The organism is Roseateles sp. Mitsp63 (genome assembly GCF_059491535.1).
In genome coordinates this window covers 1,260,645-1,281,121 of sequence record NZ_CP168509.1, presented here as the reverse complement: position 1 = coordinate 1,281,121, position 20,477 = coordinate 1,260,645, and the positions used below count along the sequence as shown (strand labels likewise).

The 20,477-nt window shown below is 69.5% G+C and carries 20 protein-coding genes; 10 read left to right on the top strand and 10 right to left on the bottom strand.

Translation table 11 applies throughout. The features are described from left to right. The first annotated feature begins 11 nt into the window (after positions 1–11). Positions 12–1,694, top strand: a complete 1,683-nt coding sequence (locus tag ACEN96_RS05490) for a phytase (protein WP_495587045.1) — start codon at positions 12–14, stop codon at positions 1,692–1,694. A 96-nt stretch (positions 1,695–1,790) separates the two neighbouring features. Next, on the top strand, positions 1,791–2,252 hold the full coding sequence (locus tag ACEN96_RS05485; RefSeq protein ID WP_495587044.1) for a GNAT family N-acetyltransferase: 462 nt from the start codon (positions 1,791–1,793) through the stop codon (positions 2,250–2,252). 24 nt (positions 2,253–2,276) lie between these two features. Here ACEN96_RS05485 and ACEN96_RS05480 read toward each other — a convergent pair whose 3' ends face one another. Further along, on the bottom strand, positions 2,277–2,876 hold the full coding sequence (locus tag ACEN96_RS05480) for a diguanylate cyclase domain-containing protein (protein WP_495587043.1): 600 nt from the start codon (positions 2,874–2,876) through the stop codon (positions 2,277–2,279). Positions 2,877–3,183: 307 nt separating this feature from the next. Here ACEN96_RS05480 and ACEN96_RS05475 point away from each other — a divergent pair, with 307 nt between their 5' ends. The 3 genes from ACEN96_RS05475 to ACEN96_RS05465 are packed head-to-tail and all read left to right on the top strand — an operon-like array spanning position 3,184 to position 6,927. Beyond that, positions 3,184–3,738: an ECF-type sigma factor gene (locus tag ACEN96_RS05475; protein ID WP_495587042.1), complete on the top strand. Its 555-nt coding sequence runs from the start codon at positions 3,184–3,186 to the stop codon at positions 3,736–3,738. Positions 3,739–3,789: 51 nt separating this feature from the next. Continuing rightward, positions 3,790–6,507 carry a serine/threonine-protein kinase gene (locus ACEN96_RS05470; protein WP_495587041.1) on the top strand — a complete coding sequence of 906 codons (2,718 nt, stop codon included), beginning with the start codon at positions 3,790–3,792 and terminating at the stop codon, positions 6,505–6,507. A 33-nt stretch (positions 6,508–6,540) separates the two neighbouring features. Then, entirely contained in the window at positions 6,541–6,927 is a 387-nt protein-coding gene (locus ACEN96_RS05465) for a hypothetical protein (RefSeq protein WP_495587040.1), read from the top strand. Between the two features lie 21 nt (positions 6,928–6,948). Here ACEN96_RS05465 and ACEN96_RS05460 read toward each other — a convergent pair whose 3' ends face one another. Further along, positions 6,949–7,572 (bottom strand): hypothetical protein, encoded by a 624-nt coding sequence (locus ACEN96_RS05460; protein ID WP_495587039.1) that lies wholly within the window; start codon positions 7,570–7,572, stop codon positions 6,949–6,951. Between the two features lie 35 nt (positions 7,573–7,607). Between ACEN96_RS05460 and ACEN96_RS05455 the strand changes: the two genes are divergently transcribed. The 4 genes from ACEN96_RS05455 (at position 7,608) to ACEN96_RS05440 (ending at position 11,081) form a co-directional block, all read left to right on the top strand. Then, entirely contained in the window at positions 7,608–8,159 is a 552-nt protein-coding gene (locus ACEN96_RS05455; protein WP_495587038.1) for a hypothetical protein, read from the top strand. A 154-nt stretch (positions 8,160–8,313) separates the two neighbouring features. Continuing rightward, entirely contained in the window at positions 8,314–8,547 is a 234-nt protein-coding gene (locus ACEN96_RS05450; protein ID WP_495587037.1) for a hypothetical protein, read from the top strand. Beyond that, entirely contained in the window at positions 8,507–9,013 is a 507-nt protein-coding gene (locus ACEN96_RS05445) for a putative toxin-antitoxin system toxin component, PIN family (RefSeq protein WP_495587036.1), read from the top strand. The genes ACEN96_RS05450 and ACEN96_RS05445 overlap by 41 nt, the downstream gene beginning before the upstream one ends. Before the next feature lie 94 nt (positions 9,014–9,107). After that, entirely contained in the window at positions 9,108–11,081 is a 1,974-nt protein-coding gene (locus ACEN96_RS05440) for an RDD family protein (RefSeq protein ID WP_495587035.1), read from the top strand. Between the two features lie 36 nt (positions 11,082–11,117). On the opposite strand, the gene ACEN96_RS05435 is transcribed toward ACEN96_RS05440, so the two are convergent. The 8 genes from ACEN96_RS05435 to glpD all read right to left on the bottom strand — a co-directional run bounded on the left by ACEN96_RS05435 (position 11,118) and on the right by glpD (position 19,570). Next, positions 11,118–11,591: a tellurite resistance TerB family protein gene (locus ACEN96_RS05435; protein ID WP_495587034.1), complete on the bottom strand. Its 474-nt coding sequence runs from the start codon at positions 11,589–11,591 to the stop codon at positions 11,118–11,120. 162 nt (positions 11,592–11,753) lie between these two features. Further along, on the bottom strand, positions 11,754–13,466 hold the full coding sequence (locus ACEN96_RS05430; protein ID WP_495588555.1) for an ABC transporter substrate-binding protein: 1,713 nt from the start codon (positions 13,464–13,466) through the stop codon (positions 11,754–11,756). 130 nt (positions 13,467–13,596) lie between these two features. Next, a complete protein-coding gene (locus ACEN96_RS05425; RefSeq protein WP_495587033.1) occupies positions 13,597–13,905 on the bottom strand; it encodes a DUF2160 domain-containing protein in 309 nt (102 codons plus the stop codon). Positions 13,906–13,915: 10 nt separating this feature from the next. Continuing rightward, positions 13,916–14,728, bottom strand: a complete 813-nt coding sequence (locus ACEN96_RS05420) for a carbohydrate ABC transporter permease (RefSeq protein WP_495587032.1) — start codon at positions 14,726–14,728, stop codon at positions 13,916–13,918. After that, complete coding sequence (locus ACEN96_RS05415; RefSeq protein WP_495587031.1) at positions 14,721–15,605, bottom strand: carbohydrate ABC transporter permease; 885 nt, start codon at positions 15,603–15,605, stop codon at positions 14,721–14,723. Before ACEN96_RS05415 ends, ACEN96_RS05420 begins: the two co-directional genes overlap by 8 nt. Next, positions 15,602–16,759 carry an ABC transporter ATP-binding protein gene (locus ACEN96_RS05410; protein ID WP_495587030.1) on the bottom strand — a complete coding sequence of 386 codons (1,158 nt, stop codon included), beginning with the start codon at positions 16,757–16,759 and terminating at the stop codon, positions 15,602–15,604. The genes ACEN96_RS05415 and ACEN96_RS05410 overlap by 4 nt, the downstream gene beginning before the upstream one ends. Continuing rightward, positions 16,759–17,910, bottom strand: coding sequence for an ABC transporter ATP-binding protein (locus ACEN96_RS05405; RefSeq protein ID WP_495587029.1), 1,152 nt, complete (start codon positions 17,908–17,910; stop codon positions 16,759–16,761). Before ACEN96_RS05405 ends, ACEN96_RS05410 begins: the two co-directional genes overlap by 1 nt. Positions 17,911–17,968: 58 nt before the next feature. Continuing rightward, a complete protein-coding gene (gene glpD, locus ACEN96_RS05400) occupies positions 17,969–19,570 on the bottom strand; it encodes a glycerol-3-phosphate dehydrogenase (protein ID WP_495587028.1) in 1,602 nt (533 codons plus the stop codon). Positions 19,571–19,701: 131 nt separating this feature from the next. Here glpD and ACEN96_RS05395 point away from each other — a divergent pair, with 131 nt between their 5' ends. Continuing rightward, positions 19,702–20,466, top strand: coding sequence for a DeoR/GlpR family DNA-binding transcription regulator (locus ACEN96_RS05395; protein ID WP_495587027.1), 765 nt, complete (start codon positions 19,702–19,704; stop codon positions 20,464–20,466). The last annotated feature ends 11 nt before the right edge of the window (positions 20,467–20,477 follow it).

Below are 20,477 nucleotides of genomic sequence, written 5' to 3'. Positions count from 1 at the left end.
TGATCACGACGATGAAGAAGATGACTCCGAAGCGGTCCGCCCTGAAGCGGGCGGTTGGTGCGGCGGCCCTCGCGGCGATGCTGTCGGCGGGCGGCGTGAGCGCGCAGGCGGCGGGGGCGGCCGAGCCGCCTCCCGTCCTCGAGCTCGGCAAGCACGGCCTGAAGCTGCTCGACGCGAAGGGCCAGGCGCTGGATGAGTTCGGCGTGCGCGCCAAGCGCTGGGACCGGCGGCAGCTCGCGGATGGCACGGCGGTCGCGCTGCTGCAGGACGCCGACAGCGGCGCGCTGCGGCTGATCGAGGTGGCGGGAGGACAGCTCCGCGAGCGCGCGCGGTGGGCGGGTCCGGCTTTCGACGTGGAGGCCGTCTGCCTCTATCTGGAGCCGCGCCAGCAGATGCTGCAGGCCTTCCTGCTCGGCAGCGACGGCCTGGCCGAGCAATGGCTGCTCGCAAATCCGCCGGCCGGATCGAAGAACAAGCCGTCGACGGCGTCCGCGACGCCGCTTCAGGGACAGGTCTTGAGGCAGCTGGCGACGGTGCCCGATGCCAAGGGGTGCATCGTGCGCGACGACGAAGCGACGCTGTACGTGGCCGAGGCGGGTGTCGGCCTGTGGGCCTTCGAGGCCGATCCCGAGCGGGCCGGCCGGGCGCTGGTCGCGCCGGGCCTGGCGCCGCAGGACGCCGCGCTGTGGCTGGAGGCGCGCGGGCCGCGGCCTCGCCCGGTGATCCCGGTGGCGGTGCCGTCGGCGCAGACCGATCCGGTGCGCGGTGGCGGCGACGCGGCCGACGATCCGGCGATCTGGGTGCATCCGTCGCAGCCGTCGAAGAGCCGCATCCTGGGCACCGACAAGAAGCGCGGGCTTGCGGTCTACGACCTGCGCGGACGGGAGACGCAGTTCCTGCCGGTGGGCCGGGTCAACAACGTCGACCTGCGACAGCGGCTCCGCTACGACGGCCGCGCCTGGGATCTGGCGGTGGCGACCCAGCGTGACCGGCGCAGCGTGCTGCTGCTGGGCATCGACGGCGCCGGCCGCGTGTCGACGCTGGCGGAACTGCCGACCGGACTCGAGGATGTCTACGGCATCTGCGGCGCGCGCAATCCGGCCGGCGGTCTGGACGTGTTCGTCAACGACAAGGATGGCCGCCTGCTGCAGATGCGCGTCGCGCGCGAGGGCGGGCAGTGGTCGGCGCGGACCGTTGCCTCGCTGAAGCTGGACACGCAGCCCGAGGGCTGCGTCGCGGACGAGGCCGGCGGGCAGTTCTTCGTCGGCGAGGAGAAGCGCGGGCTGTGGCGCGTCGCGCTCGACGGGGACGGCAAGCTGGGGGAGCCGTCGCTGATCCTGCCGGTCGGCGAGGTGCTGCATGCCGACGTCGAGGGCATGGCGGTGCATCGCGGGCCCAAGGGCGCGTGGCTGGTCGTGTCCTCGCAGGGCAACGACAGCTACGTGGTGCTCGACGCGGATGCGCCGCATGCGGTGAAGGGGCGCTTGCGCATCGGCCTGAACGCGGCGCGCGGCATCGATGGCGCATCGGAGACGGATGGACTGGATGTCACCTCGGCCTCGCTCGGCGGCGAGTATGGCGACGGGCTGCTCGTCGTCCAGGACGGCCACAAGCGCTGGCCGATGGGACGCCAGAACTTCAAGCTGGTGCCGTGGAGCGAGGTGGTGCGGGTGATCGAGACCGGCGATCGCTGATCGTCCGCCGGTGTGACGATTGATCGAGGCCGCGCAAGCGCGGATGATCCTGCCCTTTCCGTCCCGGGCCACCGCCCTTCACCTCACTCCGCGCGAATGTCCTCTGAAATCGTCGTCCGCCCGATCGCCCCGTCCGACCTCGCCGCCTGGCGTCCGCTCTGGGACGGCTACAACGCCTTCTACGGCCGCATCGGCGAGACCGCCCTCCCCGAGGCCGTCACCGCGTCGACCTGGGCGCGGTTCTTCGACGAGCGCGAGCCGGTGCATGCCTTCGTCGCCGAACTGGACGGCCGGCTCGTCGGCCTGACGCATTACCTGTTCCACCGCAGCACGACCCGCATCGAGGACACCTGCTACCTGCAGGACCTGTTCACCGCCGACGACGTCCGCGGCCGCGGCGTCGGCCGCGCGCTGATCGCGGCGGTCACCGGGGCGGTGAAGGCACGCGGCGGCCATCGCCTCTACTGGCAGACGCACACGACGAATGCCGCCGGCCGCGCGCTGTATGACCGCGTCGCGGAACACAAGGGATTCCTCATCTACGGCCAGGACTTCTGATCCGGCCAGGCCCGCGGCGGGCCGTCAGGCCATGCGCCGATGCAGGTCCTGGCGCGCGCTCTCGGCAAGGTCCGAGCCGCGCAGGCCGCCTTCGGGGAAGGTCGCGCTGCCCATGCGCAGGCGCACATGCATCGTGTGCGCGTCCACGCCGTAGGGGCCGTTGAGCGCCACCGACAGGCGGTGGTGCACCAGATGGGCCTCGGGCAGGCCGGCATCCAGCAGCAGCACGGCGAAGCTGGACTCGCCCACCTGCAGCACCAGGTCGGTCCCCCGCACCCGGCTGCGCAGGCGGCGGGCCACCGCCGTCATCAGCGCGTCGCGGGCCTGATGCGCTTTTTCGCGCGCCTGGGCGTCGGCGTCGGCCGCGGCGCCGCCAGGCGCCGGCCCGGCAGCCGCGATCGCGGCGACCGGACCATTCGCGGGTTCCGCCTCCAGCCACAGCACCGACAGATGGCCGCCATAGCGGCGGCACTGCGTGAGCTGGCGCGAAATCATCAGCCCGAACTCAGCCAGCGAGTCCACCCGCGGCACCCACAGCGCCGGGGTCGTGCGTGCCGGCTTGGCGCACGGCGCCTGGCCTTCTTCCCCGGCGGCGGACGCGGCGGTGACGGGCGACAGGCTCATGCGCGGGGACTCCAGGCGGATGGACGAGGCACACCCGCCTGCCGTTGCCGGCCCTGCGCGGGGTGCGGTTTGTTGGTGAGGACACGGCCTGCTGATAGCAGCCCGATCCTTGCCGGCCTCCCTTGCCACACTGACCAGCCGTGTCCTCACCTATTTAAAACGGATTACCCACCGCGCTCCCGACAGGCGGCCAGCAAAAATCTTCTAAGTAAAAACCCTTGGAATGACATCGACACCCACCTGTTCATGTCATGGCTCACACAGGTTCTTGTAGCTGGGTCATACAGGACCGCTAGAGTCCCGCTCCATGAAGGACATCACCCAACTGCTGCACGACGCGGGCCAAGGCGACCGGGCGGCCGCCGACCAGGTGGTGGCGCAGCTGTATGGCGACCTTCAGCGCCTGGCGCGGCAGCGCATCCGGCAGGCCGGGGAGCTGACGCTGCTGGACACCACCGCGCTGGTGCACGAGGCCTGGCTGCGGCTGGCCGGCGCGCAGGGACAGCACTTCCCGGACCGGCGCCATTTCCTGGCCTACGCGGCGCGCACGATGCGCCATGTCGTGATCGACCTGGTGCGGGCGCGGCAGGCCGAGCGCCGCGGCGGCAACCAGCCGGACCTGACGCTCAACACGGCGGTCGTCGAGGGCACGCCCCAGTCCGACGACCAGGTCCTGCGCGTGCACGAGGCGCTGGAGGAGCTGGCGACGGTGGATGCGCGGCTGGCGCAGGTGGTGGAGATGCGTTATTTCGGCGGCCTGCTGGAGCAGGAAATCGCGGAGGCGCTCGGGGTCACCGAACGGACCGTGCAACGCGACTGGCAGAAGGCGAGAATCCTGCTCTCGCTGAGCCTCAAGGCCTGACCCCCCGGGGGTGGGGCCGGAGCTCGTTCCCAACGCACAAGACGCCCCCCGATGGACGCACTCGACAAACAGCGCTGGATCGCGCTGAGTCCGCTGCTCGACGAGCTGCTGGACCTGGAGGAACACGAGCGGACCCGCCGCCTCGCGCAGATCCGCGCGGACGACGTCGCCATGGCCGAGCACCTGGAGGCGCTGCTGGCGCGCGACGCGGCGCTGGGCGAGGACGGATTCCTCGAGCAGCCGGCGGCTGAAGCGCTGCGGGGGCCGACGCCGTCGGCGCTGCCGCCGCTGGACTTCGCGGGCGAGTCGCTCGGACCCTACGTGCTGGAGCGCGAGCTCGGCCAGGGCGGCATGGGCGCGGTCTGGCTGGCGAGCCGCGCGGATGGCCGCTTCGAGGGCCAGGTGGCGGTCAAGTTCCTGAAGTCGGGGCTGTTCGGCAAGGGCGACAGCGGCCGCTTCGAGCGCGAAGGGCAGATCCTGGCGCGGCTCTCGCATCCGAACATCGCGCGGCTGCTGGATGCGGGCGTGCATCACGGGCATCAGCCCTATCTGGTGCTGGAGTACGTCGACGGGCTGCCGATCGACCGGTACTGCCAGATCAACGGACTGGACGTCGAGTCGCGGATCAAGCTGTTCCTGGACGTGCTGTCGGCGGTGGCGCATGCGCACCAGCGGCTGATCCTGCATCGCGACCTCAAGCCGAGCAACATCCTGGTCACGCACGACGGACAGGTGAAGCTGCTGGACTTCGGCATCGCCAAGCTGCTGGACGACGCGACGCAATCGGGCGCCGCGACCGAGCTGACGCAGCGCGCGGGCAGCGCGTTCACGCCGCAGTACGCGGCGCCGGAGCAGGTGCAGCAGGCGGATGTGACGACGGCGACCGACGTGTACGCGCTGGGCGTGCTGCTGTACCAGATGCTGGGCGGCCGGCATCCGACGGCGGATGACACGCAGACCCACCTGGACCGGTTGCGCGCGGTGGTGGAGCTGGTGCCCAAGCGGCTGTCGGACGTGGCGAGCGATCAGCTCGATCCGGCGATCGCGAGGCAGTCGAAGCTGCTGCGCGGGGACCTGGACACGATCGTCGCGAAGGCGCTGAAGAAGAAGCCGTCGGAGCGCTACGCCAATGCGGAATCGATGGCGGTGGACCTGCGGCATTGGCTGGCGCATGAGCCGATCACGGCGCGGCCGGACACGCGGTTCTACGTGCTGCGGCGCTTCGTGCGCAGGCACCGGTGGAGCGTGGCGGCGAGCAGCGCCGCGGTGCTGGCGCTGGTGGGACTGACCGGCGTGAGCGTGCTGCAGGCGCGGCGGGCGGAACGGGCGGAGCATCAGGCGCAGGAGCGGCGGCAGCAGGCCGACGACCTGCTGAGCTACATGCTTGGAGAGTTCGCCGACAAGCTCAGGCCCGTCGGACGGCTCGATCTTCTGGACAGCGTCGGCAGCAAGGCGCTCACCTACCTGGCCCAGGACGACAAGGCCTCGCCACAGGAGCGCCTGCAACGCGCCAAGGCGCTCACGGTCATCGGCGAGGTCCGTGTCTCCAGGCGAGCCTTGAAGGAGGCCCTGGAGCCCCTGGCGGCCGCGAGAAAGCTGCTGGAGGGCCCTCCGCCCACGTCCGAACTCACGGGCGAGTGGCTCAAGGCCAAGGGCGCCGCGGCGTTCTGGACCGGCCACGTGCATTACTACACGCGCGAGCTCGACGAGGCGACCGCCGCCTGGCTGGCCTATCGCGATGCCGAGCAGGCCTGGGTGGAAGCGCAGCCGGACAACCGCGAAGCGAAGATCGAGCTCTCCTACGCCTACAACAGCCTCGGCACGGCCCGCCTGAACAAGATCGATCTCGAAGGGGCCGCCAGCCATTTCCGCCGTTCGATCGAATTGAAGCGGCAGAACGCCGCGTCCGCCCAGGATCCATCGGCACGCATGGACCTGGCGGACAGCCTGAGCTGGCTGGGCAATGCCTACCTCCAGCAGGGCCTGGACCGGGCGGCGGAACGCATGTTCTCGGAGGGGGCCGCGATCATCGCCGACGTGCGTGCCGGCGCGCCGTCGGACAACGCGTGGGCATACCGTGAAGCGATCATGCGGCGCTGGCGCGCGGACGCGCTGTTCCGCCTCGGCCGCCGGGCGGATGCCATGGCTGAGTCCCGTGATTCGCTCGGCATCCTGAGCCGCCTGCAGACGCAGGATCCCACCAACCTGCAATGGCGCTTCAACCTGCTCATCGGTGAAGTGGTGGATCTCGACATCCGGTCCCATACGCTCCCGGCCGCTCAACGGCTCGCCGCCGGGCGGGAACTGCTGCAGCGGCTGAACAAGTACGTCGATGAAGCGCCCAAGTCGCGCGCCCGCTCGCTCGACACGCGCGCGAGGCTGATCTCGGTGCTCGTCCATGCGATGACGGAGGAAGGGGACGCCCTCGCGGCGACGCGCCTGCTGGACGAGACCGCTGCCGCCACGGATGCCTCGAGCCCGGCCACCGGCGCGGACCTCACCTTCACCCAGGGGTACATCGAACTGCGCAGGGCTCGGCTATCGATCACGCCGACCCCAAAAGGCGCGGAGCCATCGCCGCAGAACCTCGCCGCCTGCCAGCAGATCGATGACGCCGTCACGAAGATAGCGGCGGCGATCCGGGTTCATCAGCAGATCACCCAGGCGTGGATTGAGGCTCAATCCTGCCTGGGTCACGGAGAGAGGGAAGACGTGAAACGCGCGGCGGCCTGGCTCCTGCGCGACCGATCGGGTGAAGCCCGTCCCTGACCCGTCTACCAGTTCAACAAGGAGAGGGAAATCATGTCCGTTACCGTCTATGTTGGCGCCGATGTCAGCGCCGATGGCAATTTCGCCAACTGCACCTACTACACCGACTACGAAGGCAACCACGAACTTCCGGGCTCGGAGATCCACATTCCCACGACCGCCGGCGAGTTCACGTTCTCGCAATCGCAGAAGGGCAGCCTGTCGCTGATCGGCGCCACCTTCAAGACGATCGGCTCGGCCGCTGGCATGAACGCCAGCAACTTCGCGCCGGCGAACGATGACTGCGAAGTGACCTTCTCGATGCCGACGAACACCGTCATCACCAAGGGTGTCGTGCTGCTGTTCTCCACCCCAGGGATCGTGGAGAACCTGTACCCGAGCAGCGACCCTCAGGTCATCAACGACGGCGTGCTCTGCTGAGCATGCCGTAGCGGCGGCCTTTCAGGGCCGTCCGCTGGCGGGAGCGAGGCTCGGGAGCGCCTCCTCCGCCATCGCCCGTCCCAGCCGGGACGGGTTCACCCGCTCCATCACGCGCGCGTCGAGCGCGAATTCCTTCTGCTGCGTGTAGGCCACCGCGCCGATCCTGGCCTGGCTTCCCGCCGCCTGCGGCCCCAGCACCCCGAGCACCGGATAGACGCGCAGCCGCGCGATCAGCAGCCCCTGCGCCGCATCCGCGAAGACCGCCGTCTCCAGCACCCGCGTGCAGCCAAGCCGCCGCACCTGGGCGAGCAGGCCCTGCAGGTTCGCCGGCACGTCCGTCGCTGCGACCGGCAGCATCACGTTCACCACCGGCAGGCCCCCGGCCACCAGCGGCTCGCGCGCCGCGAGGTTGAACGCGCTGTTGGCCTCGTCCCATTGACGGTTGGCCGCCGGCTGGCCGGGATCGAAATTCCGGCCCTGCCCGAACAGCATCACGCAGGGCTGGCCCGGCACCGGCGCGGACGCCGATGAGATCGCCGCGGACGCACCCGGCATGACCGATTGCGCCATCGCCGGCGCGCCGCTCGCGATGGCGGCCGCCAGCGCGCTGAAAAGGAAAGCCTGACGGCAGTGCGGATTCGACATGGACGCGGATTGTGCGCCGCCTCGATCGCCGCACAATGGCCCATCCGACTGGCTGGAGCGACGCGATGCGCGAGTGGACGACCTGGAGAACCGTGGGCCTGGCGGCCATCGCCTCGGCGCTCATGGCGCTGAGCGGCTGCGCCACGCCACTGCGCGATGAGCGCCTCAGACCCGGTGCCACCACCGGCGCGGAAGTCCAGCAGTACTACGGCATGCCGTCGCGCGTCTGGCCCGAGGCGGACGGCGGCCACACGCTCGAATACGCGACCCAGCCCTTCGGCCGCACCTGCTACATGGTGCGGCTGGACGCGCAGGACCGCCTGGTGAGCACCGTCGATGGCCTGTCCGCCGCGAGCCGCGCGCGCATCGTGCCGGGCATGACGCCCGAGCAGGTGCTGCGCGTGCTCGGTCAGGAGCGCACGCGCGTGTTCTTCAAGCTCAGCGGCGAGGACGTCTGGGACTGGAACATCGAGCCCGACATGAACGGCTACCTCCTGCGCTTCAACGTGCACTTCAAGGACGGCGTGGTGCTGCGCACCTCGCAGAGCGCGGTCTATCCGGGCCGGCGCTTCTTCTGGGATGACTGAAGCGCCTCGCGCGCCCTGTCGCGCGCCTCCGACAAATACACAGCTTCGAGTCGGTCACGACGCAAGTCGAGTCATTGAACCGCGCCCTGGTCTTGGAGACGATCCCCGATCGCGATGTCCATTGGTGCGACATCGAGGGAAAGGAAGCCTCTCCATGACCTCCATTGAGATCCAATTGCCGGACCACCTCGCGCGGGAAGCCGCTCGAGCCGGCCTCTTCACGCCGCAGTGTGTCGAAGCGCTGTTCTCCAAACAGCTCCGGACCGGAGCTCTCGTCGCTCTGCTCGAGCGCAATCGCGCTCCCGCCAGCGAGGCGATGTCGTTGGAAGAACTCCAGGTGGAAATCGATGCAGTCCGAGCAGAAAAGCGCCGTTCGGATCGTCCTTGACACCAACGTCATGGTGTCTGGCCTGGCATGGCAAGGCGCGACCGCGCGCCTTCTCGACCTTGCTCTTCATGGCGAGGTCAACGTCGACCTGCTGAGCAGCGCCGCACTGTTAGCCGAGTTCCGCGATGTGGTGACTCGTCGGAAGTTCATCAAGAAGTTGACCTCGACTTCCCGCGCCGCAGAAGATCTGATAGAGCAGTACATCGGGATGGTAAGGATGGTCGCTCCCGCTGCAGTGCCACCGACCGTGCGTGAGGATCCAGCCGACGATGCGGTCCTCGCTGCAGCGGCCGGCGGAGATGCGCATCTCATCGTCACGGGGGACGATCATCTGCTGAAACTCCGGCGATTCAGGCAGATCCTGATCGTGCGGTGCGCCTCCGCCCTCACCATGCTCGGCGGTCCGAAGCGCCGATCGCCCGGACGATCTCCTCCCAAAGGGGGACTCCGCCCCCGCCGCCTGTGACGGATTCAATACAGCCCCCGTCGCCGCCACCGTTCTGACAAGCTGCGCCCGGCATCCGCTCTTTACACTCGCCGCCCTGGAGGGAGAGAAGAGGATGTCGAATCAATCCGTCGGCCTGGCGCCCCGCGCCCTGGCCATGGTGATCGACGGCGTGCTGATGATCGCCGCGAGCACCTTGTTGATGTGGGCCGTCTACGGCGATCCGGTCGCCAAGTGGAACGACCTGCGTCCCGCCACGCTCGCGATCCAGTGGCTGTTGCCACTCGTCGTCTGCGTCGTGTTCTGGAGCTGGCAGGGCGCCACGCCCGGCAAGCTCGTCGCCGGCATCAAGGTCGTCGACGCCCGCAGCGGCCAGCGCCCCTCCCCCGCCCAGGCCGCCCTGCGCTGGTTCGGCTACCTGGTCTCCGCGATCCCGCTCTTCGCCGGCTTCCTCTGGGCCCGCGTCGACGCCGAGGGCCGCACCTGGCATGACCGCCTCTCCCGCACCGAAGTCCTGCGCAGCCGCGACGCCCCCGCCAACGGCGAAGGCCTGCTGCTCGGCTACGTCGGCAGCCACTGGCGCGGCGAACAGAGCCTCGCGCAGAGCTTCTGGATCAACCACGTCCTGCTCACCTGGCCGCTCGCCGCCGGCGTGCAGGGCCTGGTCGCCTGGCTGTCGACCAAGAGCGACGGCCTGCAGGGCGTCGCGATCGCGCTGCTGATCACCTGGCCGCTGCTGATCGTCGTCGAGATCTGGAGCGCCGTCGGCACCTGGCGGGCCGTGCGCGGCTACGTCGACGCCGGCGGCTCCCTGCTGCTGTCCGGCCTGGCGCGGCTGTCGCTGCTCGGCTCGTTCCTGCAGATCGCGTTCTCGCTGGCTTTCGGCGTCTTCGGCGAGCTGCCCGAGCTCTGGAAGCTCGCCCGCGGCATCGACCCCATCGGCAACGTGCGCCTGAGCGTCAGCACCGACGGCCGCACGATGCAGCTCAACGGCCCCATCGGCGCCGGCGACGCGGGCCGGCTCGGCACGCTGCTCGCGACGTCGCCGGGCGTGAAGCTGCTCGAGGTCGCCTCGCCCGGCGGCCGCGTCACCGAGGCCGAACGCATGGTCGCGCTGATCCGCCAGCGCACCCTCGGCACCCGCGCCATCGGCAACTGCGAGAGCGCCTGCACGCTGGTCTTCCTCGCCGGCAACCGGCGCCAGATGATGCCGGGCGCCCAGCTCGGCTTCCATCGCGCCAGCAGCGGTTCCTTCAATCCGGCGTTCGACGAGATCGCCAACCAGGAACTCGCCCGCACCTATCGCCGCATGGAGCTTCCCGAGGACTTCATCCGCAAGACGCTCGAGACGTCGTCGCGCAGCATGTGGTACCCGGCGGCCGCCGACCTGGTGCGCCACTCGCTGATCCTCCCGCCTCCCAAGACGCTCGACGTCGCGCTGCCCGACGGCGATGGCGCCGGCCAGCACGCGCCGCTCAGCGACTACATCAACGCGCTGCGCGCCAGCGACGCCTGGTTCAAGCTCGACCAGCGCTTCCCGGGACTGATCGACGAAGCGGCAGGCCGCATGCGCACCGCGCATGTCGCGCTGGCGGGCTCCGAACACGCCACCGCCGCCGCGCAGATCGCGGCCCAGGAAGTGCTCGGGCCGCATGTGCGCGACCTGCTGCTGAATGGCTCGACCGCGCTGCGCCGCAGCTACCTGCAGGTGCTGCGCGCCCAGCTGACCGCGGCGCAGGCGCTCGGCAAGGACACCTGCCAGTCCTGGCTGTCCGGCTCGCCGGTGCCGCGCCGGCTGCTGCCGGACGACGCGCTCGCCTGGGAAGCGCGCTGGCTGATCGAGTCCGCGGACGATCCACCGCCGCAGCGCATGCGCGCAGCGCTGCCGACGCCGCTCGAACTGGAAGTGCTGAGCCGCAGCGTCGGCGCCACCGCCGCGGGGGCCTTCTCCAAGCTCTGGACCGGCGGCAACGCCGGCGACGCGACGGTCAGCTGCGAGCGGGCCGCCCAGGTGCTCGACCAGATCCAGCGCACCGCCGTCGCGCCGCGCGAGCTCGCCGAGCGGGTGGTGTTCCAGAACCTGCGCTGAACCCGGACCGGGCCGTCCCCGCGTCCCGGCTCGGCGTCAGTCGTCCTCGCCGAGCCCGGCCGCCGCCTTCGCGCGCATGCGCGCATGGACATACGCGCCCTGCGGGATGTGCAGCAGGTCGGCGATGCGCCACATCGTGTGGCGCTCGATGTCGCCAAGCTGGCCGTCGGCATAGGCCACGCCCCACATCAGCTCCACCAGCCGCAGCTTGGCCGGCATGTCCCAGCGCTCGTCGATCGGCGAGGTGAAGGCGAAGAGATCCGAGGCGACACGGGCCGTGCGCTCGGCCTGCGCGGTGAGCGCGTCGGCCTCGTCTTCGGCCATCGCGAACAGCACGGTCAGCGCGCGCCTCACGGCGCCGCGCTCAAGGTCGGAGTGCGCCGCGTCGGCGCGCATCACCTCCACGAGCAGCACCGCCGCCGACAGCGGCAGCGACGGCGCACCCACGCGCCGGCCGAAGGCGTCGTCCGGCGTCAGCGTCTCGAAGAGGTCCATCAGCGACTTGAACATGCCACCATGGTGGCACGCGGCGCCGCCTGGGGCTTACGCCGTGCTTAAGCCGCTGGCCCTCACCCCTGCCCTCTCCCGCAAGCGGGCGAGGGAGCAAGAAAAACTCCCTCGCCCCGCGTGCGGGGAGAGGGAGTTCGAGTGCGATGCGATGGACGCGAGGTCTCAGCGCACCTTGCCTTCCTTCCACGCGTTCAGCAGCTTGTCATACGCGATGGTTTCGCCCTTGGGCTTCTCGTTGGCCAGCTTGGCCCACGGCGCGCCCTTGTCGGAGAGCCACTTCTTCGGGTCCTCCTTCTTGTTCAGCTTCGGCGCGCACTTGGCCATGCCCGCGCGCTCCAGCCGCGCCATCACCGCGTCCATCTCGTCCGCCAGCGTGTCCATCGCGGCCTGCGGCGTCTTCTCGCCCGTCACCGCCTGCGCCACGTTCTTCCACCACAGCTGCGCCAGCTTCGGATAGTCCGGCACGTTCGTGCCCGTCGGCGTCCATGCCACCCGCGCCGGCGAGCGGTAGAACTCGATCAGCCCGCCGTACTTGTTGGCGTTCTTCGTGAAGTAGTCGCTGCGGATGTCGCTGTCGCGGATGAAGGTCAGGCCCTGGATGCTCTTCTTCAGGCTCACCGTCTTGGCCGTCACGAACTGCGCGTACAGCCAGGCCGCCGCCGTGCGATTCGGATCGCCGTTGGCGAAGAAGGTCCAGCTGCCCACGTCCTGGTAGCCGTTCTGCATGCCGGCCTTCCAGTACGGACCATTGGGCCCCGGCGCCATGCGCCACTTCGGCGTGCCGTCCGCGTTCACCACCGGCAGGCCCGGCTTGACCATGTCCGCCGTGAAGGCCGTGTACCAGAAGATCTGCTGCGCGATCTGCCCCTGCGCCGGCACCGGACCCGCCTCGCCGAAGGTCATGCCCGTCGCTTCCTTCGGCGCGTACTTCTTCATCCAGTCGACGTACTTCGTCAGCGCGAAGACCGCCGCCGGCGAGTTCGTCGCCCCGCCCCGCGCCATCGACGCGCCCACCGGCGTGCACTTGTCGTCGGCCACGCGGATGCCCCACTCGTCCACCGGCATGCCGTTCGGGATGCCCTTGTCGGCCGCGCCCGCCATCGACAGCCACGCGTCGGTGAAGCGCCAGCCCAGCGACGGATCCTTCTTGCCGTAGTCCATGTGACCGTAGATCGGCTTGCCGTCGATGGTCTTCACGTCATTGGAGAAGAACTCGGCGATGTCCTCGTAGGCGCTCCAGTTCAGCGGCACGCCCAGCTCGTAGCCGTACTTGGCCTTGAACTTGTCCTGCAGGTCCTTGCGCGCGAACAGATCGGCCCGGAACCAGTACAGGTTGGCGAACTGCTGGTCCGGCAGCTGGTACAGCTTGCCGTCCGGCGCCGTCGTGAAGCTGGTGCCGATGAAGTCCTTCAGGTCCAGCCCCGGATTGGTCCACTCCTTGCCCGCACCGGCCATGTAGTCGGTGAGGTTCATGATCTTGCCGTAGCGGAAGTGCGTGCCGATCAGGTCCGAATCGGAGATCCAGCCGTCGTAGATGCTCTTGCCCGATTGCATCGAGGTCTGCAGCTTCTCGACGACGTCCCCCTCCTGGATGATGTCGTGCTTGACCTTGATGCCGGTGATCTCCTCGAAGGCCTTGGCCAGCACCTTGCTTTCGTACTCGTGCGTGGTCAGCGTCTCCGAGACCACCGAGATCTCCTTCACGCCCTTGGCCTGCAGCTTCTTGGCCGCCTCGATGAACCACTTCATCTCGGCCAGCTGCTTGTCCTTGGCCAGGGTCGAGGGCTGGAACTCGCCGTCCACCCACTTCTTCGCCTCCGCCTCGCCGGCCCACGCGCCGTGCGCGCCGAGCGCCAGCAGCGCCGCCACGGCCAGCGCGGAATACTTGCTCTTGTTCACGCTTGTCTCCTCTGTCTGTCGCATCTCCCCCTGCTTGAGGACGAATCGCGGCTCCGGGGGAAATGGGAGCCGAATTCCTTGAAGCTTCAACGAACCACTCGCCAGGTCAGCCCTTGCGCAGGATCAGCCCCAGCACCAGCATCGACACCACGAAGCTGATCCAGACGCTGGGTTCGCTCTCGAGCTTGAACCACTGCGTCATCTTCTCGCCCAGCCCGACGAAGGCCAGGTTCAGGTAGGCGGCCGTCAGCAGCCCGATGAAGAGCCGGTCGCCGCGCGTCGTGCGCATCGGCAGCCAGCCCTTGCGCAGGGTCGTCGGGGACTTGATCTCCCACACCGTCATGCCGATCAGCATCAGCACGATGCAGCTGAAGAAGACCGCCACCGGCGTGGTCCACACCATCCAATCGAACATCGCCGTCTCCTTACACGCGGCCCATCGCGAAACCCTTCGCGATGTAGTGACGGACAAACCAGATCACGATCGCGCCCGGCACGATGGTCAGCGTGCCCGCGGCGGCGAGCGTCGCCCAGTCCATGCCGGAGGCGCTCACCGTGCGCGTCATCGTCGCGACGATGGGCTTGGCGTTGACGCTGGTCAGCGTGCGCGCCAGCAGCAGCTCCACCCACGAGAACATGAAGCAGAAGAACGCCGCCACGCCCACGCCCGCCTTGATCAGCGGCAGGAACACCGTCAGGAAGAAGCGCGGAAAGCCGTAGCCATCGATGTAGGCGGTCTCGTCGATCTCGCGCGGGATGCCGCTCATGAAGCCTTCCAGGATCCACACCGCCAGCGGCACGTTGAACAGCAGGTGCGCCAGCGCCACCGCGATGTGCGTGTCCATCAGGCCCAGCGTCGTGTAGAGCTGGAAGAAGGGCAGCAGGAACACCGCCGGCGGGGTCATGCGGTTGGTCAGCAGCCAGAAGAACACATGCTTGTCGCCCAGGAACGAGTAGCGGCTGAAGGCATAGGCCGCCGGCAGCGCCACGCCGACCGAAATCACCGTGTTGATCGCCACGTAGATCAGGCTGTTGATGTAGCCGTCGTACCAGGAGGGATCAGTGAAGATGGTCTTGTAGCTGGCCAGCGTGAAGTGCTGCGGCCACAGGCTGAAGCTGGACAGGATCTCCTCGTTGCTGCGGAAACTCATGTTGACCATCCAGTAGATGGGCAGCAGCGCGAACAGCAGGTACGCGATCAGGAAGATCGACCGCTTGCGGAAACGGCGCTCATCCATGGGCCACCTCGCTCTTGTCTTGGGTGCCGACCGACTGCATCCAGTTGTAGAGGATGAAGCACAGCAGCAGGATGATCAGGAAGTAGATCAGCGAGAACGCCGCCGCCGGGCCGAGGTCGAACTGGCCGACCGCCTTCTGCGTCAGGTACTGGCTGAGGAAGGTCGTGGCGTTGCCGGGGCCGCCGCCGGTGAGGACGAAGGGCTCGGTGTAGATCATGAAGCTGTCCATGAAGCGCAGCAGCACCGCGATCATCAGCACGCCCCGCATCTTGGGCAGCTGGATGTAGCGGAACACCGCGAACTTGCTGGCGCCGTCGATGCGCGCGGCCTGGTAGTAGGCATCGGGGATGGAGCGCAGTCCGGCGAAGCACAGCAGCGCCACCAGCGGCGTCCAGTGCCACACGTCCATCACCAGCACGGTGATCCAGGCGTCGGTGGCGTCGCCGGTGTAGTTGTAGTCCACGCCCAGCGCCTGCAGCGTCGCGCCGAGCAGCCCGATGTCGGCGCGGCCGTAGATCTGCCAGATGGTGCCCACGACGTTCCACGGGATCAGCAGCGACAGCGCCACCACCACCAGCACCGCCGAGGCGCGCCAGCCCTGCGCGGGCATGGACAGCGCCAGGCAGATGCCCAGCGGGATCTCGACCAGCAGCACCGCCAGCGAGAAGCCCAGCTGGCGCAGCAGCGCGCCGTGCAGTTCCTCGTCGCGCAGCACCGCGGCGAACCACTCGGTGCCGACGAAGACGCGGCGCTCCGGCGAGATGATGTCCTGCACCGAGTAGTTCACCACCGTCATCAGCGGCAGGATGGCCGAGAAGGCCACGCACAGGAACACGGGCAGGACGAGGAACCAGGCCTTCTGGTTGATCGGTTTCATGCGAGGCCCTCCTGGGCGGCGGCCACCGTCGCGGCGGCGATCAGCTGCTCGTCGGCGCCGTAGAAGCAGGTGTGGGGATTGAGCACGCGCAGCGCGACGGCCGCGCCCGGCGCCGGCGGCCGCGCATGCGCGCTCAGGCGCGCCTTCAGCGCGTGCGGGCCGGCCCGCGCGGTGACCAGCCAATAGGTGCCGATGTCCTGCACCTGGGCCACGGTGCCGGCGATCGTGCCCGGCCGCGCGGGCATGCCGCCGGCGGCCTCGTCGAGTTCGGCGAGTTCGACGTACTCGGGCCGGATGCCCAGCGCGAAGGGCTCGGCGCGCGACAGCGCGGCGCCGGTGACCGCGTCGACCGTGCCCGCGACCGGCTGCCCGGCGACGCTCAGCCCACCGCCCTCCTCCAGCGCCGCAGGCAGGAAGTTCATGCCGGGCGAGCCGATGAAGTGGCCGACGAAGCGATGGCTCGGGCGCTCGAACAGCTCGCCTGCCGAGCCGACCTGCACCGCGCGTCCGCGCGTCATGACGACGATGCGGTCGGCGAAGGTCAGCGCCTCGACCTGGTCATGGGTGACGTAGACCAGCGTCAGCTTGAGCTCCTGGTGGATCTGCTTGAGCTTGCGCCGCAGCTGCCACTTCAGGTGGGGATCGATGACGGTCAGCGGCTCGTCGAAGAGCACCGCCGACACGTCCTCCCGCACCAGGCCGCGGCCGAGCGAGATCTTCTGCTTCGCGTCCGCGGACAGGCCCGAGGCGCGCTGGTTCAGCTGGCCATTGAGCTCCAGCATCTCGGCGATGCGGCCGACGCGCGCCTTGATCCGGTCCGCCGGCACGCCGCGGTTGCGCAGCGGGAAGGCGAGGTTCTCGGCCACCGTCATCGTGTCGTAGATGACGGGGAACTGGAACACCTGCGCGATGTTGCGCTGCTGCGGCGTGAGCGCGGTCACGTCGCGGCCGTCGAAGCGCACCGTGCCATGCGACGGCTTCAGCAGCCCCGACACGATGTTCAGCATCGTCGTCTTGCCGCAGCCCGACGGGCCCAGCAGCGCATAGGCGCCGCCGTCCTCGAAGGTCATCTTGAGCGGCAGCAGCGCGTAGTCGGCGTCCTCCTTGGGGTCGGGCCGGTAGGCGTGGGCGAGGTCCAGGTCGATGCGGGCCATCAGCGGGCTCCTTGGCGCTCGGGCGCCCGCGTGAGCAGCCCGGCCGCGTCGAAGACGTGCACATGGGCCGCGTTGAGGTAGAGCGTCAGCGGCGCGCCGAGCTCGAAGTCGTGCACGCCGGTCAGCTGGGCGACCAGCTCGCCGATCTCGGTGCGCGCATGGACGAAGGTATCGGAGCCGGAGATCTCGGCCAGTTCGACTTCGCCCTTGATCTCGAGGTCGCCGGGCTGCCGGGTCACGCGCAGCGCGTTGGCGCGCACGCCGACGGTGACGCCGCCCTGTCCCGGCAGCGCCAGCTCGACGCCCGGGCGCAGCTGCAGCCGGTCGCCCAGGCCCTGCGCGATGACCAGGTTCATCGGCGGATCGCTGAAGGCGCGCGCGACGCGCAGCGACGCCGGACGGTGGAAGACCTCGGCGGTCGGGCCGTACTGCAGCAGCTCGCCGGCGTCCATCACCGCGGTGTAGCCGCCGAGCTGGAGCGCCTCGGCCGGCTCGGTGGTCGCGTAGACCACCGTCGACTCGCCGGCGGCGAAGAGCTGGCCGAGTTCCTCGCGCAACTCCTCGCGCAGCTTGTAGTCGAGGTTCACCAGCGGCTCGTCCAGCAGCATCAGCGGCGCCTGCTTGGCCAGCGCCCGCGCCAGCGCGACGCGCTGCTGCTGACCGCCGGAGAGCTGCGCCGGCAGCTTGTCCAGGTGCATCTCGATGTGCAGCTTGTGCGCGAGTTCATCGACGCGCCGGCGGATCGCGGCGCGATCGAGCTGGCCGCGCGGCTGGCCGTCCGCCGGGCCGCTTCCAAGGACGGCCACGCCCCCTCGGGGGGCCGATCGCGTACCCGCGGTCGAGGGGCGCAATCGCAGCGGCGACGCGATGTTGTCCCGCACCGTCATCGACGGGTAGTTGATGAACTGCTGGTAGACCATCGCCACGTCGCGCTTGCGCACCGGCCAGCCAGTCACGTCGGTGCCATCGACCGTGACCGTGCCCTCGCTGGGCTTGTCCAGACCCGCCATCAGGCGCATCAGCGTCGTCTTGCCGGCCTGCGTCGCGCCCAGCAGCACGGTGACCGCGTTCGGCGCCAGCCGCAGGTCCATCGGGTACAGGTGCTGCTGCGCGCCGACCTTGTGGCTCACGCCGCGCAGGCTCAGCTCCATGGACTGGTCTCCATCGTTGTCTCTCTTCGCATCGTTCTTCGTGGATCGGAGGGTCAGGTCATGCGGCCGCGGCCGGACGGGCCCAGAGATGCTCGCGCTGGGCGAACCACTGGACCACCGCCAGCCGCTGCGCCTCGGTGTAATGCAGTCCCAGTTTCGAGCGACGCCACAGCACGTCGTCCGCCGCGCGAGCCCATTCCTCGCGGACCAGGTATTCCAGTTCGGCCTGGTGCAGCCCGGGGGCAATCTCCGGGCCAAGGTCGTCCAGGCGCTCCGCGCCGCCCAGCACCCGCCCGACCCGCGCGCCGTAGGCGCGCGCCAGGCGCCGCGCCAGCGACGGCGGCAGCCACGGATGGCGCTGGCCGATCGACGACAGCAGGCGCTGGAAATCGGTGTCGGGCCGCTGCGGCGCGCCGATCCAGTCGCGCAGGTCGCCGCCCGGCAGGTGGGCGTGCTCGGTCCAGGCGCGGCGGCGGTCGCCCAGCAGCGCGCCGACCAGGTCGGCCGCGTCCTCGGCCAGCTTGCGGAAGGTCGTGATCTTGCCGCCCCACACGCTGAGCAGCGGCGCGCCGCCCTCGGCATGGGTCTCCAGCAGGTAGTCGCGCGTCACGGCCGACGGATCGCCGGACGCGTCGTCCAGCAGCGGCCGCACGCCGGCGTAGGTCCAGACCACGTCGGACGCGGCCACCGGCTCGCGGAAGTAGCGGCTGGCCTGCTCGCACAGGTAGGCGATCTCGCGCTCGTCGATGCGCGCCTTGCCGAAGCCGGCCAGCGCGTCGGCCGGCAGCTCCACGTCGGTCGTGCCGATCAGCGTGAACTCGTCCTCGTAGGGGATCGCGAAGATGATCCGCTTGTCCGGGTTCTGGAAGATGTAGGCGTGATCGTGCTGGAAGCGCTTGCGCACGACGATGTGGCTGCCCTTCACGAGCCGCAGGCTCTTGGTGGCCAGCGCCTCGCCGCGCGCGGGATGGGCGACCTCGCGCAGGAAACCTTCGGCCCACGGGCCGGCCGCGTTGACCAGCGCCCGCGCCTTCAGCGTGCGCTCGCCATCGGCGCAGCGCAGCGTCGCGGTCCAGTGGTCCGCGTGGCGCTGCGCGCCGGTGACCGTCGTGCGGGTGTGCAGCACGGCGCCATGCTCGCGCGCGTCCAGCGCGTTCAGCAGCACCAGGCGCGCGTCGTCGACCCAGCCGTCGGAATAGACGAAGCCCTTCGCATAGATGGGCTTCAGCGGCTCGCCGTAGGGCGAGCCGCGCAGCTTGATGCCGGTCGAGCCGGGCAGCACCTCGCGGCGCGCCAGGTGGTCATAGAGGAACAGCCCGATGCGGATCATCCAGGCCGGCCGCATCGCCGCGTCGTGCGGCATCACGAAGCGCAGCGGCCACATGATGTGCGGCGCGCTGCGCAGCAGCACCTCGCGCTCCTGCAGCGCCTTGCGCACCAGCGAGAACTCGTAGTACTCCAGGTAGCGCAGCCCGCCGTGGATCAGCTTGGTCGACGACGACGAGGTGTGCGCCGCGAAGTCCGAGGCCTCCGCCAGCACGACCTTCCAGCCGCGGCCGGCCAGGTCGCGCGCGATGCCGGCGCCGTTGATGCCGCCACCCACGACGAGCACGTCGCAGTCGCCGGGCGCGGCCTGGTCGGGCGGGGGATGCAAGGACAAGGTGATCTCCTGGAAGCGAACGGAAAGTTCGCAATTCTGTTCTTCTTTTTTCTTTTTAGCGCGAATGAGCGCGTTTCATGCCAGGGTAAACCCGATCATTTGTTCGTTTTGGTTCCTTTAGCCTGCGCGCCATGAATCCCAACCCTCGTCAGAACGATCTGCTGCAGGAGGTGCGCGCCCGCGGCTCGGTGAGCGTCGAGGCGCTGGCCGAGCGTTTCGGCGTGACGCTGCAGACGGTGCGCCGGGACGTGCAGCGCCTGGCCGAGGCCGGCCTGGTGCAGCGCTTCCACGGCGGCGTGCGCGTGCCCTCGTCGACGACCGAGAACATCGCCTACCGTCAGCGCCAGGCGATGCAGGCCGACGGCAAGGCGCGCATCGCGCGCGCGATCGCGTCGCGCATCCCGGCGGGCTGCTCGCTGATCCTGAACCTGGGCACGACCACCGAGGCGGTGGCGCACGCGCTGCTGCGTCACCAGGGCCTGCGCGTGATCACCAACAACCTCAACGTCGCGATGATCCTGAGCGACAACCCGGACTGCGAGCTGGTGATGGTGGGCGGCTCGGTGCGGCACCGTGACCGCGGCATCGTCGGCGAGGCGGCGGTCGACTTCATCCGCCAGTTCAAGGTGGACATCGGGCTGATCGGGATCTCGGGCATCGAGTCCGACGGCAGCCTGCGCGACTTCGACTACCGTGAGGTGATGGTGGCGCGGACCATCGTCGAGCACTCGCGCGAGGTCTGGGTCGCGGCGGACGCGACCAAGTTCAACCGGCCCGCGATGGCGGAGGTCGGGCGGCTGCCGCAGATCGATGCGCTGTTCACCGACGAGCCGCCACCGGCGCCCTTCCCCGCGCTGATGGCCGATGCCGGCGTGGAACTGGTGGTGGCGCCATAGCGCGCCGCCGC

What these genes read in the sequence shown, in the direction of transcription:
- ACEN96_RS05490 (WP_495587045.1), top strand. Translation starts at nt 12, where the DNA reads ATGAAGAAGATGACTCCGAAGCGGTCCGCCCTGAAGCGGGCGGTTGGT.
- ACEN96_RS05485 (WP_495587044.1), top strand. Translation starts at nt 1,791, where the DNA reads ATGTCCTCTGAAATCGTCGTCCGCCCGATCGCCCCGTCCGACCTCGCC.
- ACEN96_RS05480 (WP_495587043.1), bottom strand. Translation starts at nt 2,876, where the DNA reads ATGAGCCTGTCGCCCGTCACCGCCGCGTCCGCCGCCGGGGAAGAAGGC.
- ACEN96_RS05475 (WP_495587042.1), top strand. Translation starts at nt 3,184, where the DNA reads ATGAAGGACATCACCCAACTGCTGCACGACGCGGGCCAAGGCGACCGG.
- ACEN96_RS05470 (WP_495587041.1), top strand. Translation starts at nt 3,790, where the DNA reads ATGGACGCACTCGACAAACAGCGCTGGATCGCGCTGAGTCCGCTGCTC.
- ACEN96_RS05465 (WP_495587040.1), top strand. Translation starts at nt 6,541, where the DNA reads ATGTCCGTTACCGTCTATGTTGGCGCCGATGTCAGCGCCGATGGCAAT.
- ACEN96_RS05460 (WP_495587039.1), bottom strand. Translation starts at nt 7,572, where the DNA reads ATGTCGAATCCGCACTGCCGTCAGGCTTTCCTTTTCAGCGCGCTGGCG.
- ACEN96_RS05455 (WP_495587038.1), top strand. Translation starts at nt 7,608, where the DNA reads ATGGCCCATCCGACTGGCTGGAGCGACGCGATGCGCGAGTGGACGACC.
- ACEN96_RS05450 (WP_495587037.1), top strand. Translation starts at nt 8,314, where the DNA reads ATGACCTCCATTGAGATCCAATTGCCGGACCACCTCGCGCGGGAAGCC.
- ACEN96_RS05445 (WP_495587036.1), top strand. Translation starts at nt 8,507, where the DNA reads ATGCAGTCCGAGCAGAAAAGCGCCGTTCGGATCGTCCTTGACACCAAC.
- ACEN96_RS05440 (WP_495587035.1), top strand. Translation starts at nt 9,108, where the DNA reads ATGTCGAATCAATCCGTCGGCCTGGCGCCCCGCGCCCTGGCCATGGTG.
- ACEN96_RS05435 (WP_495587034.1), bottom strand. Translation starts at nt 11,591, where the DNA reads ATGTTCAAGTCGCTGATGGACCTCTTCGAGACGCTGACGCCGGACGAC.
- ACEN96_RS05425 (WP_495587033.1), bottom strand. Translation starts at nt 13,905, where the DNA reads ATGTTCGATTGGATGGTGTGGACCACGCCGGTGGCGGTCTTCTTCAGC.
- ACEN96_RS05420 (WP_495587032.1), bottom strand. Translation starts at nt 14,728, where the DNA reads ATGGATGAGCGCCGTTTCCGCAAGCGGTCGATCTTCCTGATCGCGTAC.
- ACEN96_RS05415 (WP_495587031.1), bottom strand. Translation starts at nt 15,605, where the DNA reads ATGAAACCGATCAACCAGAAGGCCTGGTTCCTCGTCCTGCCCGTGTTC.
- ACEN96_RS05410 (WP_495587030.1), bottom strand. Translation starts at nt 16,759, where the DNA reads ATGGCCCGCATCGACCTGGACCTCGCCCACGCCTACCGGCCCGACCCC.
- ACEN96_RS05405 (WP_495587029.1), bottom strand. Translation starts at nt 17,910, where the DNA reads ATGGAGCTGAGCCTGCGCGGCGTGAGCCACAAGGTCGGCGCGCAGCAG.
- ACEN96_RS05395 (WP_495587027.1), top strand. Translation starts at nt 19,702, where the DNA reads ATGAATCCCAACCCTCGTCAGAACGATCTGCTGCAGGAGGTGCGCGCC.